The following is a 13,395-nucleotide window of genomic DNA, read 5'->3' on the forward strand; positions in this document are numbered from 1 at the left end:
GTCTTCACTCAATCAGTTAATCTTTACCAGCTGCCATTGGCCATCTTGCTGCTGCAGCTGGTAATCAGCCGCCATCGCTTCGCCATTCAACTGCGTCACTACTCGCTTGCCTTGTGCCCGCAAGGCCTGCACTTGCTGCCATAACTGGGCATCATTGTGCTGTGGTGCCAACACGGTTTCACGCGCATTGACAGCATGGCCGGAAAAACGCGCCAGTACTTTCAAATCACCACTGAAACCCGTCGCAGGACGGGCCCGACCAAACACGGCACCGGTTTCATCGTAACGGCCACCCTGCATCACAGCGTCGCCATAGCCCGGCACATAAGCCGCAAACACCAAACCGGTGTGATAGTCGTAGCCACGTAATTCGGTGAAATCAAACACCAACGGCAGCTCAGGGAAGCGTGCCATCAGTTGCTGCGCCACCTGCAGGGTATGGCTCAAAGCCTGGGCGGCTGCCGGCACGGCCTTGGCCATGCTATCGACCATCGGCATCAGCATGTCCAGCTCGCCTTGCAAGCGAAACGCCTGGCGGAAAGCTTGATCCAGCACGCCATCACGAATGTGTTCACTGACCCACTGGTCCAGATCGCTAACGCATTTTAGCCGCAACAGCTCAAACAGCCCTTGCTGCTGCTCATGGTTCAGCTCGGCGGCATCCGCCAAAGCGCGGAACACGGCGACATTGCCTAAGTCCAGATGAATATCGGTCACACCCGCATGCTGCAGCAAGGCCACCATCAAACTGATGATTTCGACATCGGCATCGATGCCAGCCTCGCCATATAACTCAGCACCGATTTGCGTTGGCGTGCGACTGGCCAGCAAGGAGCTGGACTTGGCATGAAACACGGTGCGGCAATAGCAAAAGCGCCCAACACCTTCAGGCGCAAAGCTGTGCGCGTCGATGCGTGCCACTTGTGGCGTGGTATCAGCCGACAAGCCCATCAAGCGGCCAGACAGCTGGTCGGTAACCTTAAAGGTACGCAGATCCAGGTCTTTGCCCACACCGGTTAGCAGGGAGTCTAGATATTCCAATGCCGGCGGCATGACCACGTCATAGCCCCAGCAATCCAATAAGTCGAGCAGCTGGCGCCGCAGGCTCTCTATCTGGCGAGCCTGAGGCGGCAGGATTTCTTCGATACCGTCAGGTAACAGCCAGCGATCAGCGCTTGTCATGGATCAGCCTTAATGATTGATGAGATAAAGCACGGCCAGCCCCAGTAGCATACTGGTCAGGCCAGTCAGTCGAATGGTGCGATCATCACTTTGCGCCACCTGCATTACCAGCCGACGCCACTGCGCAGGACTGGCGAACGGCAATAAGCCTTCGATCACCAGAAACAGGCCCATAGCCAACATCAAATGCTGCCATATATCCATGCAGATACCGCCTGTTGCTTTCCTGAACGCACAAAAAACCGGGCCATGGGGCCCGGTTGCAGGATTCTAACAGAAGCCTTGGGGTTTAGATACTGACGTATTATTGCCCTTTGCTGTCTTTCAGATAGCGGAAGAAGTCGCTGTCTGGCTTCAGCAGAATCACGTCATTTTCTTTAAAGGTTTCCTGATACGCCTTCAAACTGCGAGTGAAGGAGTAAAACTCAGGATCCTTGTTGTAAGCAGACGCATAAATGCGAGCGGCTTCGGCATCCCCTTCACCACGAATGCGCTCAGCATCGCGGTAAGCTTCGGCCTCGATCACGGTCTTTTGACGATCGGCATCGGCTTGAATACCTTCGGCCAGCTCTTTACCTTGCGAACGTTGCTCACGCGCTTCACGCTCACGTTCCGCCGACATGCGGTTATACACCGAGTTACTCAGGTCTTCTGGCAAGTCGATGGCCTTCACACGCACGTCCAGTACTTCCACACCCAGCTCTTCTTGGGTGCTCTCATTCAGCAAGCGCGTCATTTTAGTCATCAACTCGTCACGCTCGCCCGACACCACCTCATGCAAGGTGCGCGAAGCAAACTCGTCACGCAGCCCCTTGTTCAGCAGGTTCGACAGCAAGTTAGACGCTTCAAAGCGATTACCCGACGTTGCCCGGTAATAAGCTTTGACGTTTTTGATGCGCCATTTAGCGAACGAATCAACGATCACGTATTTTTTACCCGACGTCAGGTAACGCGATGGGTTGGTATCCAGCGTTAACACGCGCGCGTCAAACTTTTTCACGTTTTGCACAAACGGCGTTTTCCAGTGCAGGCCGGGCTGAATATCATCACCCACGACTTCACCAAATTGCAGTTTGATGGCGCGCTCTTTTTCATTCACCACATACAGGCCCTGGCTGCCGATAAGCAGCAACACACCTGCGACGATAAGGCCAAGCATGGCTTTTGGAGACATTAGCGACCCTCCCGACGGACACTGCTGGTATTGCTTTGGCGAGCGCGAACTTCACGCAGTACCTGATCGGTCAGGCGCGAAATATCCGAGTTGGACATCAAGTCCTGCGCATTGGCTGGCTTGGGCATATTTTTGATCAGCTGATCCAGCGGCAAATACATCATGTTGTTACCACCTTCAACATCGACCAACACTTTGCTGGCATTGTTGTAGACGTTGGTGACAGCCTCGATGTAGAGACGTTCGCGTGTCACCTCAGGTGCCTTGCGATATTCGCTGTACAGGTTTTCAAAACGCTCCGCTTCACCTTCGGCGCGCGCCACGATGCGAGATTTATACGCAGACGCTTCTTCCAGCTGACGCTGCGCCCGACCACGTGCCTCAGGCACCACCGAGTTGGCGTAGGCTTCGGCCTCGTTAATTAAGCGCTCTTTGTCTTGCTTAGCCTTTTGCACATCGTCAAACGCAGCTTTCACCGGCGCCGGTGGACGCGCATCTTTGATGTTGATCTGGCTGATGACCATACCGGTCTGGTAGCGGTCGAGGTAATTCTGCAAACGCACTTGCACTTGATCGGCCAAAATAGCACGGCCGACGGTGAGGATAGGGTCCATCGCGGTGGAACCAACCTCGTGACGCAGCGCACTTTCGGCTGCCGACAACAAGGTGCGTTCCGGCTGCTCAACCCGCAGGGCAAACGCCACTGGGTCCATCACCCGGTACTGAACGTTGAGTTCAACCTCAACGATGTTTTCGTCTTCGGTCAGCATGCGCTCTTTAATTTCGGCGTTGCGAACCTGGGTGGTATTGACCGGTACCACTTCATCCACCAACGGAATTTTAAACCGCAGACCGGCATTTTCGGTTTTTAGATACTCACCCAAGCGCATGACCACGCCTTGTTGGGTTTCATCCAAGGTATACACCGACTGAAAGCCGAGCATGACCAGCAACACCACAATGGCGATGCCGAACAGGCTGCCGCCACCACCGGATTTATTGCTGCCGTTGCCACGATTATTGCCACCGCCAAACAGGCCGTTCAGCTTATCCATCAGCTGTTTTAGAGCTTCGTCTAGATCCGGTGGTTGATTGCCGCCACGATTGTTATTACCTCGGTTGTTATTACCCCATGGATCGTTGGGATTGCCCTTTCCGCCGGGCTCATTCCAGGCCATAGTTTTCTCCAGTCAGGAAGACAGATGCATTGCTGCTCATGATAGCCAGTCAGTTAAGTCAGTGTAACCCCAGTCAGCGCTCCCAATGCTCGCGTTCGGGGGTGAAAAAGCGTTGCTCATCCACCCCGGCACGGGATAACGCCATCCGGAAATCGCCCTGCTGCATACGCACCTGCAGCAGCATGTCGCCATTGTCGCTGAAGCGCTCGCCACGCACACCTCCCAGTTCGTAAAGAACCGCACGCAGCTTGGCATCGGCGGGTGTTAAGCAAATCTCTTGCTCGAATAGTTCTTGCCCCAGCATTTCTGCCATGGCTTGGTTTAATAACTCAAAGCCTTCGCCCTGCATGGCCGACAACCACACCGCCACCGGTTGACCACTGTCATCACGATCGATGCGCGGCTCGCCGTGCTCTAGCAAGTCAATTTTGTTGTAGATGCACAAAGTCGGCACTTCATCGGCGTGGATTTCATCCAGCACACTTTCCACTGCCTCGACATTGGCATCGCGCTCAGGGCTGGCACAATCGACTACGTGCAGTAATAAATCGGCCTCGGCGGCTTCTTGCAAAGTGGCTTGAAAAGCCTCCACCAATTTATGTGGCAAATGACGAATAAATCCGACGGTATCGGCCAGCACCACTTCGCCAATGTCTTGCACTTGATAGCGCCGCAGGGTTGGGTCCAAGGTGGCGAACAGTTGGTCAGCGGCGTACACCTCGGCTTCGGTCAAAGCGTTGAATAAAGTCGATTTACCGGCATTGGTATACCCCACCAGCGCAATGGTAGGCACCGCCGAGCGTTGACGTGAGCGCCGCCCCTGATTGCGTTGGGCGCGTACTTTTTCCAGACGGTTGTGAATATTTTTGACCCGTTCACGCAACAAGCGACGGTCAGTTTCGAGCTGGGTTTCACCCGGCCCGCGCATGCCAATACCGCCTTTTTGCCGCTCTAAGTGAGTCCAGCCGCGTACCAAGCGCGTCGACTGGTACTGCAATTGCGCCAGCTCCACCTGCAACTTACCTTCATGGGTACGAGCACGCTGAGCAAAAATATCCAGAATCAACCCAGTGCGGTCGAGCACCCGACACTGCAGCGCTTTTTCCAAATTACGTTCTTGGCTGGGCGATAACGCATGGTTAAAAATCACCAGCTGGGTATCGTGCAAACGCAGCAAGTCGTAAATTTCGTCGACCTTGCCGCGGCCAATAAACAATTTTGGGTCCGGCGCATCGCGCTTGGTGGTCACTAACTCGACCGGTTGCGCACCGGCGGACACCACCAACTCGTTAAATTCGGCCACATCTTCACGATTGGCGCCTTCAGGAAAATCGATATGAACCAAAACGGCGACTTCACCGCCGCTGGCTTGCTGGCGCTTGGCGCCTTCGGGACGTTCAAAGAACAAACAGACACTCCAAAAGCCCAGCCTGCATGGGCAGACTAGGCTTCAGTTTTATTGCGATGAATGGCTTAGCTTTGCTCTTCTGCACCGTCAGCGGCTTCAGCCGGTGGCGCCAGACGAACATTGCGGGAAGGCACAACAGTAGAAATCGCGTGCTTATACACCATTTGGCTCACGGTATTTTTTAACAGAATGACAAACTGATCGAACGACTCAATGTGCCCCTGCAATTTGATGCCATTCACCAGAAAAATGGATACAGGAATACGCTCTTTGCGCAATTGGTTCAAATAAGGGTCTTGTAACGAGTGCCCTTTTGACATGGTTGTCTCCTTAAATAAGGTGGCCGTCCAATGTGGGGACGGTTCAAAAATAAAATAATGAAGTGCTTGGCTTAGCCAAGACTTCTAAGCCCCAGGGTCGTCCGGAGCCACAACCACAGTGTTCTGGCAGGGGAGTCAGGACGATGGGCTAAATATGGCGTTGGCCTGCAGGATTTTCAAGGCACTATCAACAAGATTCGGATCATTGGTATCCAGCCAGTGCAAATCAGGCCAACTGCGCAGCCAAGTAATTTGACGTTTGGCTAATTGACGGGTGGCGATAATGCCGCGCTCAACCATGTCGTCGTAATCGCACTGCCCTTCAAGATAATCCCAAGCCTGACGATAGCCAACCGCTCGCACCGACGGCATGGACACGTCCAAGTCACCGCGCTGATGGAGTTGGCGCACCTCCTCCAAAAAACCTTCCGCCAGCATCAGCTTGAAGCGCTCAGCAATGCGTTGATGCAGCTGTTTGCGCTCCGGCGGGCACACCGCCAGATTCACCACGTGATACGGCAGCGGTTGGTGGTTTTGCTCCTGCCAATGCTGAGTCAGGGTTTTGCCACTGACCTCATACACTTCCAGTGCGCGCTGAATGCGCTGCGAATCCATCGGTTCTAGGCGTCGCGCAGCTTCCGGGTCGACCTTCGCCAAGCGGGCATGCATGGCCGGCCAACCTATGTCCTCGGCCTGTGCCAATAAGCGCTGGCGTACGCTTTCATCGGCCTGTGGCAAATCGGCCGCGCCATCGCGTAGGAACTTAAAATACATCATGGTGCCGCCGACCAGCAGCGGCACCTTGCCACGGCGGGTAATGTCCGCCATTTCCGCCAGCGCGTCGTCGCGAAAACGTGCAGCCGAGTAGGGCTCAGCCGGGTCGAGCATGTCGATTAAGCGATGCGGCGCGCGCTTTAAGGTGTCGGCATCTGGCTTAGCGGTGCCGATGTCCATGCCGCGATACACCAAAGCGGAGTCGACACTGATGATTTCACACGAGTAATGCTCCGCCAGGGCAATGGCCAGCGCCGTTTTGCCTGCTGCGGTGGGGCCCATCAGAAAAATGGCCGGGGGAAGATCGCTCATCAACGTCCTCGCAAAAACAGTTTGTCCAGCTCATGCAACGTTAGCTGGGTCCAGGTAGGCCGACCATGATTGCACTGACCGCTGCGCTCAGTGGCCTCCATATCGCGCAACAAGGCGTTCATTTCAGCCACCGTCAGTTTACGGTTGGCGCGCACCGAGCCATGGCAGGCCATGGTCGACAATATTTCATTGCGCTTGGCCGTTAGGCGATCGGATTGGCCATGCTCCATTAAGTCGCCCAGCATGTCCGTCACCAGCTGAGCCACATTGGCTTGCTGCAACAGCACTGGAATTTGCCGCACCATAATCGACTCCGGCGCCACCCGCGCCAGCTCAACGCCTAAGCGGCGGAACTCGTCGGCGTATTGCTCGGCGGCATCGGCTTCGCGCTCACTCAGCGCCAAGGTCTCCGGCACCAACAAGGGCTGGCTTGCCACCTGCTCGCTGTCGATGGCTGTTTTTAAACGCTCGTAGGTGATGCGTTCGTGAGCGGCGTGCATGTCCACCACCACCATGCCCTGCAGGTTTTGCGACAAAATATAAATACCGTGCAGCTGCGCCACGGCATAGCCCAGTGGCGGCACATCGTCGTCCGTGGTGATGTCATCCAGTGTGGCCGCCTGACCATTGGCATCCAGCGGCGGTGAACTGGCTAAAGGCGCTGCCATGATCTGATAGGTGCTGAGCTGATCACTGACCTGCTGGCGTGTAGGTTGAGCGCCAAAGCTTGACGGTGCTGCCGAGGCGGCCGCCGGGGTGCGCCAATCCATCCGTGTTTGCTCGCTAAACTCACCCGCTTGGCGACCTGTGACGGTTGCCGTGGTTTGCTGCAAAGAGTCGCTACTGGCCGACGGCAGTTGATCGTCGGGGCGTACTTCCGCAAGGGCACGGTGCAGCGAGCGAAATAAAAAGTCGTGTACTAAGCGGCCGTCACGAAAACGCACTTCGTGCTTGGTCGGGTGCACGTTGACGTCCACCAGCTTGGCGTCCAACCATAAATACAATACAAACGCCGGGTGACGACCGTGGTACAAAACATCGCGATAAGCCTGCTTGATGGCGTGCGCCACCAATTTATCGCGCACGACCCGGCCGTTAACAAAGAAGTACTGCATGTCCGCTTGCGAGCGCGAAAAGGTCGGCAACCCCACCCAACCCTGCAACTGCAATCCCGCCGCTTCAGTGTCGATGTGCACAGCACTGTCGATAAACTGCGGGTTGAGCAAGGTAGCGACGCGTTTTTCACGATCCACGGTGCGCTCCGCCGGGCGCAACTGATGAATGGTACGGCCATTGTGGCGCAGGCTAAAACCGACATCGTAACGACTGAGGGCCAAGCGCTTAAAGGCTTCTTCTAAATGGGAAAATTCGGTTTTTTCGGTGCGCAAAAACTTGCGCCGTGCCGGGGTGTTAAAGAATAAATCGCGCACTTCCACTGTGGTGCCCGTGGGGTGCGCCGCCGGTGCCAGTTTAGCTTCCATATCGCGGCCTTCGGCACTGACCTGCCAAGCTTGCTCCGCCTCAGGCGTGCGCGAGGTCAATGCTAAGCGAGAAACCGAGCTAATACTGGCCAACGCCTCGCCGCGAAAGCCCATGGAGGCCACCGCTTCAAGATCATCCAGCGTGGTGATTTTGCTGGTGGCGTGACGGCTGAGCGCCAGCGCTAAATCATCTTGCGCAATGCCATGGCCATCGTCGCGAATGCGTAGCAGCTTAACGCCACCTTGCTCGGCATCGACATCAATGCGACTGGCACCGGCATCCAGGGCGTTTTCGACCAACTCTTTAACAATGTTGGCAGGCCGCTCGACCACTTCGCCGGCGGCAATTTGGTTAGCCAGTCTGGGCGACAGGCGATGAATACGATTCATAAATCAGGTTTTGGGAATTCTAAGTGTCTGACCAATGCGAATCTGGTCATCTTTGAGGTCGTTGGCGCGGCGTAAATCAGCGACAGCCACGCCATTTTTGACAGCAATACCGGATAACGTATCGCCGCGGCGAATGGTATAGGTATGAAAGGTACTTTGGCCAGCCTGGCCCGCAGCAATTAAGGTGCCACGTGGCGGATAGCGCTTAAAGTAGTCACGCACACCATCAAAAATAGCCCGCGCCATTTTTTTACGATACGCATCGGTGCCGAGCTTTCTCTCTTCGCCAGGGTTAGAAATAAACCCAGTTTCTACCAGCAAAGCTGGCATATCAGGGGCTTTAAGCACAGCGAAACCGGCCTCTTCTACCTGACGCTTGTGTAATTTGGAGACGTGCTTCATACGGCCAAGAATCTTACTGCCAATTTGCACGCTGGATTCGCGCTTAGCGGTCATGGATAAATCCAGCAGTGTCATGGCCAAATGATCCTCACGCCCCTCAAGGCTGACGCCACCGATTAAATCTGCGTCATTTTCTTTATCCGCCAACCAACGGGCGGTTTCACTGGTGGCACCGCGCTCGGACAAAACAAACACCGAGCTGCCGCTGGCGCTGGGGTGTTTAAACGCATCGGCATGAATGGAAACAAAAAAGTCGGCATTGGCTTCACGCGCTTTTTGGGTGCGTGAGCGTAGGCCAATGTAATAATCGCCCGTACGCACCATAAAGGGCGCAAAACCTGGTTCTTGTTTAAACAAACGTTCCAGCTCTTTGGCGATTTTCAGTACCACGTGCTTTTCAAAAGTACCGCGCGGACCTATAGCGCCTGGGTCTTCGCCACCGTGGCCGGCATCGATAGCAATGATGATATCGCGTGCTTTGTGGCTACCCGTGTCACTGTCGCTGCGCTTCAATGGCTCGGCCACAGCTTTGCTGACGCTGGTTTTCTCCAGGTCGACCACCAAACGGTGATACGGGTATTTTTTATTCGGCGGCAGCGGGAAACTGCGCGGGCTCAAGCGCTGCTGCATATCGAGCACGATGCGCAAATCCCCTTTGCCGCGCTTGCCACTGCGAATGCCTTCGACCCAAGTGTTAGATAGGTCGATTTGATCAATTGCTTTGAGTAACTGGGTATCGGCTAAGTCAATCACCACCCGCTCTGGGTTGCTGAGCTGAAAAATCTTATGCTCGTGCGGCTCAGATAAATCAAACACCAGACGGGTGTTATCAGGCGACTGCCAAACTCGGATGTCTTTTACATCGGCCAAAACAGGCGTGCTGGTCATCACCAGCAGCAGCATAATTCGAGTTGTGAGCCTGTGTACCATGGTCGTCATGCCATTAACTTTTAGTCATCACGTTGCAGCGGTTGCAGCACCGAGTGCTGCTGTAATGTTTGCAGCCACGATTCGCCCAATGACGAGCCAGCGCTGGCTTGCAGGCGGCGGCCATGGCCATCATCTGCCAAATTCAGCGTCAAATCGGCGGCCGGCAAAATGCCCATCCCCCGCTCTGGCCACTCAATCAGGCACAAGCTGCCATCGCTGAGGTAATCACGAATGCCCATAAACTCCAGTTCTTCTGGGTCGCCCAAACGGTATAAGTCAAAGTGACAAATGCGATGCTCGGCCAAAGGGTATTCTTCCACCAAGGTGTAGGTCGGGCTGCGCACCGCACCTTGATGGCCACAGGCTTGAATAAAGCCACGACAAAAGGTGGTTTTACCAGCTCCTAACGTACCTTGCAAAAACACCAGCCCAGCGCCTTGTAAAACCTCAGCAAACACTTGTGCCACCGCTAAGGTGGCGTCTTCATCAGCTAAAAACCAGCTCATACATTTACCAAATAACGAATCGATTGCATTAAATCACTGGCCAATAAACCGCGCTGACCCTGCTGCTGGGCTTGCAAGTCGGCCGCTGCGCTATGAATGCATACCCCCAAACAAGCTGCTTGCCAAGCATCTAAGCCTTGCGCCAGCAAAGCGGTGAGCACTCCGGTGAGCACATCGCCCATGCCGCCACAGGCCATGCCTGGATTGCCGTCACTGCACAAAGCCAGCTGGCCTGATGGGCTGGCGACGATCGTGCCTTGGCCTTTTAGCACCACCACCGCCTTGTAACGCTGGGCCAATGCCTGTGCCTGCTCAAAGCGCTGGCTTTGAATCTGATCACGACTAACACCCAGCAAGCGCGCGGCCTCGCCTGGATGCGGCGTTAAAATCACCTGACGCCCAGCAAACTCGGTTTGCCAAGCAGGCTGCGCCAACAAATTGAGGGCATCGGCATCCAATACCAAAGGCTGTGACGCCGCCAACACAGGCTGCAACAACAGCTGCCCCCAGCTGTGTTGGCCTAAGCCCGGACCACAGCCGATGGCCGTCGCACGTTTTAGCATGGGCTCAACGTCTAAGCCTGAGTTAACCTCCTGCACCATTAACTCAGGTTGGCGAGCCAACAGCATTGCGCGCTGATCGACCGAGGTAGCAACACTGACCAAGCCTGCTCCAGTGCGGTAGCAAGCCTGAGCGGCCAAAGCGACGGCGCCGCCCATACCCGGTGCGCCGCCAAGCAACAGCGCATGGCCGTGCTCGCCTTTGTGACTGTTGCCGCGACGCTTAGCCAGTAGCCGACCTTGCTGCTGCAACTGATGAAAACTGATGCGCTCGCAGCTCGGTTTAATCTCTTCAAATAAGCTTGGATCAACGGACAGCGAGGCATAAGCAATGTCACCGCTGACATCCGGCCCATCGGCCGTGAGCAAACCGCGCTTAATGCCAATAAAAGTCACGGTGAGGTCCGCTTGCACCGCTGTCCCCATAATGCGTCCAGTGTCGGCGTTCAAGCCGCTGGCAACATCCAGCGCCAGCACCGGCGCCGCATGAGCATTGATGGCCGCCACCGCCGCTGCAAAATCACCGCTCACGTCGGCGCTCAAACCAGTCCCCAATAACGCATCGACGACTAAGTCGCACTGCGGCGGCAATGGCTGCCAAGGTAAAATCTCGACCTCAGCATCCTGCGCCATGGCACGCGCTTGCTGCGCGCTGGCGCTGAGCTGATCATGATCGCCCAGCGTTTGTACCTGAGCACGCATGCCGTGGTAGGCCGCCAGCGCCGCCAGTACATAGCCATCGCCGCCGTTGTTGCCGCGACCAGCCAGCACCACCAAAGACTCACACTCGGGCCAGCGCTGCAGCAATGCCGCAAAGGCCGCTTCGCCGGCCCGGCGCATCAACTCAAAACCGTCACCTTGCAGTTGCGCAATGGCACGCTGATCTAGGTCGCGCACCTGAGCGGCAGTCATCAATTGGGTGGGTAAATGGTCCTTGGCGGTGTAAGGCGCTGTCATGCCGATTCCTGGCTGTCGTCATGGGTTTGACGCCAGTATAATGATTTGCCGATGCCTGCAACACCGCCAACCGCTCTGAGCCCGCCTTGTTATGTCTGATTCTGCCAACCAACCCGTAACGGTCACCGCCACTGAGGCCGACCTGGCGTCACTGCGCCAGCAGCTCGATGTGTTTGGGCGCGAGCTGGGATTTCAGCAAATCGGCGTTACCGATACCGATTTAGGCCTGCACGAAGAGCGCCTGAAAGCATGGCTAGCACAGGGCTATCACGGCGAGATGGGCTTTATGGCCGATCATGGCAACATGCGCTCGCGGCCGGCTGAGCTGCAGCCCAATACCGTTCGCGTGATTTCAGCACGCATGGACTATTTACCGCCAGACGTCGGCATCAAAGAGCAACTGCAAGACCCATCCTTGGCCTATGTGTCGCGCTACGCCTTAGGCCGTGATTATCACAAGTTGATTCGCAAACGCTTAACCCAGCTCGGCAAGCAATTGCAGCAAGCCGCGGGCGACATGGGGTTTCGCGCCTTTGTCGACAGTGCTCCCGTGTTAGAGCGCGCCCTGGCCAACAAAGCGGGTCTGGGCTGGATTGGCAAAAACACCATGCTGATCAACCGCCAGGCTGGCTCTTACTTTTTTCTCGGTGAAATCCTCACCGACCTGCCTTTGCCCGTGGATGAGCCGTACGCCAAAGACCATTGCGGGCGCTGCCAGGCTTGCTTGGATATTTGTCCGACCCAGGCCTTTGTCGGGCCGCACGTTTTAGACGCCCGGCGCTGCATTTCTTACCTCACCATTGAACTCGATGGACCCATACCTGAGGAGCTGCGCCCGGGTATGGGCAATCGCATTTTTGGCTGTGATGACTGCCAGATAGGCTGTCCCTGGAACCGCTTTAGCAAGCCGACCCTAGAAACCGACTTTACCCCACGCCACGCCCTCGATAAGGCCACGTTGCTGGCGCTGTTTCGCTGGGATGAAGCCACTTTTTTGCAAAATACCGAGGGCATGCCGATTCGCCGCACAGGTTTTGAGAACTGGCAACGCAACATTGCGGTGGCACTGGGCAATGGCCCCTACAGTTTGGAGGTGGAGCAAGCCTTGCTGGAGCGCCACTCCCTCAGCACAGCCATGGTGCAGGAGCACATCAGCTGGGCGCTGCAGCGGCTGCGCGCCCAACGTTAAAGGTTAGGCCTGAATAAAGTGCTCACGCAGATGTTTGAGCTCAGCGATGGACTCACGAATGTCGTCCAGCGCCAAGTGCGCTCCTTGTTTGCTAAAGCCTTCTAAACTGGCGGGCTTCCAACGCTTGGCCAGCTCCTTCACCGTGCTGACATCCAGGTTGCGGTAGTGCATAAAGGCTTCCAGTTGCGGCATGTACTTCACCAGAAAGCGGCGATCTTGATGAATGCTATTGCCACACAAGGGTGACGTGCCAGGTTTGACGTGCTGCTGTAAAAACGCCAACGTTTGGCGCTCGGCTTCACGCATATCGACCTGACTTTCCCGCACGCGCTGTACCAAGCCAGAATTACCATGGGTGCGTGTATTCCACTCATCCATGGCATCCAGCAGCACATCCGGCTGATGAATGGCCAGCACAGGCCCTTCAGCCAGCACATTGAGGTCGCCATCGGTCACAATGGTGGCGATTTCAATGATGACATCGCGTTCAGGCTCCAGCCCGGTCATCTCCAGATCCATCCACACCAGGGCATCGGTTCGGCTCATGTCAGTCTCTCTGTCGAAAAGCGCCAGTTTACCGCCGCCGCTTGCAGCTTGCACCTACCGGCCGATGCCCCGACAATGGCGCCCTG

At 55.9% G+C, this 13,395-nt stretch carries 13 protein-coding genes; 1 reads left to right on the forward strand and 12 read right to left on the reverse strand.

The window, feature by feature from the left end:
* Positions 1-12 precede the first annotated feature (12 nt).
* From IE090_RS09560 to IE090_RS09610, 11 genes are all read right to left on the reverse strand, one after another.
* Positions 13-1,182 carry an ATP phosphoribosyltransferase regulatory subunit gene (locus IE090_RS09560; RefSeq protein ID WP_189388146.1) on the reverse strand — a complete coding sequence of 390 codons (1,170 nt, stop codon included), beginning with the start codon at positions 1,180-1,182 and terminating at the stop codon, positions 13-15.
* A 9-nt stretch (positions 1,183-1,191) separates the two neighbouring features.
* Positions 1,192-1,386, reverse strand: coding sequence for a DUF2065 domain-containing protein (locus IE090_RS09565; RefSeq protein ID WP_189388147.1), 195 nt, complete (start codon positions 1,384-1,386; stop codon positions 1,192-1,194).
* A 100-nt stretch (positions 1,387-1,486) separates the two neighbouring features.
* Positions 1,487-2,356, reverse strand: a complete 870-nt coding sequence (gene hflC, locus IE090_RS09570; protein WP_189388148.1) for a protease modulator HflC — start codon at positions 2,354-2,356, stop codon at positions 1,487-1,489.
* Positions 2,356-3,534, reverse strand: a complete 1,179-nt coding sequence (gene hflK / locus IE090_RS09575) for an FtsH protease activity modulator HflK (RefSeq protein WP_189388149.1) — start codon at positions 3,532-3,534, stop codon at positions 2,356-2,358. Before hflK ends, hflC begins: the two co-directional genes overlap by 1 nt.
* 73 nt (positions 3,535-3,607) lie before the next feature.
* Positions 3,608-4,942, reverse strand: a complete 1,335-nt coding sequence (gene hflX / locus IE090_RS09580) for a ribosome rescue GTPase HflX (RefSeq protein ID WP_189388150.1) — start codon at positions 4,940-4,942, stop codon at positions 3,608-3,610.
* Between the two features lie 65 nt (positions 4,943-5,007).
* Positions 5,008-5,262 carry an RNA chaperone Hfq gene (gene hfq / locus IE090_RS09585; RefSeq protein WP_189388151.1) on the reverse strand — a complete coding sequence of 85 codons (255 nt, stop codon included), beginning with the start codon at positions 5,260-5,262 and terminating at the stop codon, positions 5,008-5,010.
* Positions 5,263-5,397: 135 nt separating this feature from the next.
* Positions 5,398-6,348 (reverse strand): tRNA (adenosine(37)-N6)-dimethylallyltransferase MiaA, encoded by a 951-nt coding sequence (gene miaA, locus IE090_RS09590; protein ID WP_189388152.1) that lies wholly within the window; start codon positions 6,346-6,348, stop codon positions 5,398-5,400.
* Positions 6,348-8,219 carry a DNA mismatch repair endonuclease MutL gene (mutL, locus tag IE090_RS09595; protein ID WP_189388153.1) on the reverse strand — a complete coding sequence of 624 codons (1,872 nt, stop codon included), beginning with the start codon at positions 8,217-8,219 and terminating at the stop codon, positions 6,348-6,350. Before mutL ends, miaA begins: the two co-directional genes overlap by 1 nt.
* Positions 8,220-8,222: 3 nt before the next feature.
* Positions 8,223-9,560 carry an N-acetylmuramoyl-L-alanine amidase gene (locus IE090_RS09600; RefSeq protein WP_229815662.1) on the reverse strand — a complete coding sequence of 446 codons (1,338 nt, stop codon included), beginning with the start codon at positions 9,558-9,560 and terminating at the stop codon, positions 8,223-8,225.
* An 11-nt stretch (positions 9,561-9,571) separates the two neighbouring features.
* On the reverse strand, positions 9,572-10,057 hold the full coding sequence (gene tsaE / locus IE090_RS09605; RefSeq protein ID WP_189388154.1) for a tRNA (adenosine(37)-N6)-threonylcarbamoyltransferase complex ATPase subunit type 1 TsaE: 486 nt from the start codon (positions 10,055-10,057) through the stop codon (positions 9,572-9,574).
* Positions 10,054-11,574 (reverse strand): NAD(P)H-hydrate dehydratase, encoded by a 1,521-nt coding sequence (locus IE090_RS09610; protein WP_189388155.1) that lies wholly within the window; start codon positions 11,572-11,574, stop codon positions 10,054-10,056. The genes tsaE and IE090_RS09610 overlap by 4 nt, the downstream gene beginning before the upstream one ends.
* Positions 11,575-11,665: 91 nt before the next feature.
* Between IE090_RS09610 and queG the strand changes: the two genes are divergently transcribed.
* On the forward strand, positions 11,666-12,763 hold the full coding sequence (gene queG, locus IE090_RS09615; RefSeq protein WP_189388156.1) for a tRNA epoxyqueuosine(34) reductase QueG: 1,098 nt from the start codon (positions 11,666-11,668) through the stop codon (positions 12,761-12,763).
* A gap of 3 nt (positions 12,764-12,766) precedes the next feature.
* Here the strand turns inward: queG and orn are convergent, their stop codons facing one another.
* Positions 12,767-13,309, reverse strand: coding sequence for an oligoribonuclease (gene orn / locus IE090_RS09620; RefSeq protein WP_189388157.1), 543 nt, complete (start codon positions 13,307-13,309; stop codon positions 12,767-12,769).
* Positions 13,310-13,395: the final 86 nt, after the last annotated feature.

It is taken from the genome of Bacterioplanes sanyensis (assembly GCF_014652515.1).
GTDB classification, from domain to species: Bacteria; Pseudomonadota; Gammaproteobacteria; order Pseudomonadales; family Oceanobacteraceae; genus Bacterioplanes; species Bacterioplanes sanyensis.

Coding starts and splice junctions, on each gene's coding strand:
- orn (WP_189388157.1), bottom strand. CDS start 13,309: ATGAGCCGAACCGATGCCCTGGTGTGGATGGATCTGGAGATGACCGGG.
- IE090_RS09610 (WP_189388155.1), bottom strand. CDS start 11,574: ATGACAGCGCCTTACACCGCCAAGGACCATTTACCCACCCAATTGATG.
- IE090_RS09560 (WP_189388146.1), bottom strand. CDS start 1,182: ATGACAAGCGCTGATCGCTGGCTGTTACCTGACGGTATCGAAGAAATC.
- IE090_RS09565 (WP_189388147.1), bottom strand. CDS start 1,386: ATGGATATATGGCAGCATTTGATGTTGGCTATGGGCCTGTTTCTGGTG.
- queG (WP_189388156.1), top strand. CDS start 11,666: ATGTCTGATTCTGCCAACCAACCCGTAACGGTCACCGCCACTGAGGCC.
- miaA (WP_189388152.1), bottom strand. CDS start 6,348: ATGAGCGATCTTCCCCCGGCCATTTTTCTGATGGGCCCCACCGCAGCA.
- IE090_RS09600 (WP_229815662.1), bottom strand. CDS start 9,560: ATGACGACCATGGTACACAGGCTCACAACTCGAATTATGCTGCTGCTG.
- hflK (WP_189388149.1), bottom strand. CDS start 3,534: ATGGCCTGGAATGAGCCCGGCGGAAAGGGCAATCCCAACGATCCATGG.
- mutL (WP_189388153.1), bottom strand. CDS start 8,219: ATGAATCGTATTCATCGCCTGTCGCCCAGACTGGCTAACCAAATTGCC.
- hfq (WP_189388151.1), bottom strand. CDS start 5,262: ATGTCAAAAGGGCACTCGTTACAAGACCCTTATTTGAACCAATTGCGC.
- hflC (WP_189388148.1), bottom strand. CDS start 2,356: ATGTCTCCAAAAGCCATGCTTGGCCTTATCGTCGCAGGTGTGTTGCTG.
- tsaE (WP_189388154.1), bottom strand. CDS start 10,057: ATGAGCTGGTTTTTAGCTGATGAAGACGCCACCTTAGCGGTGGCACAA.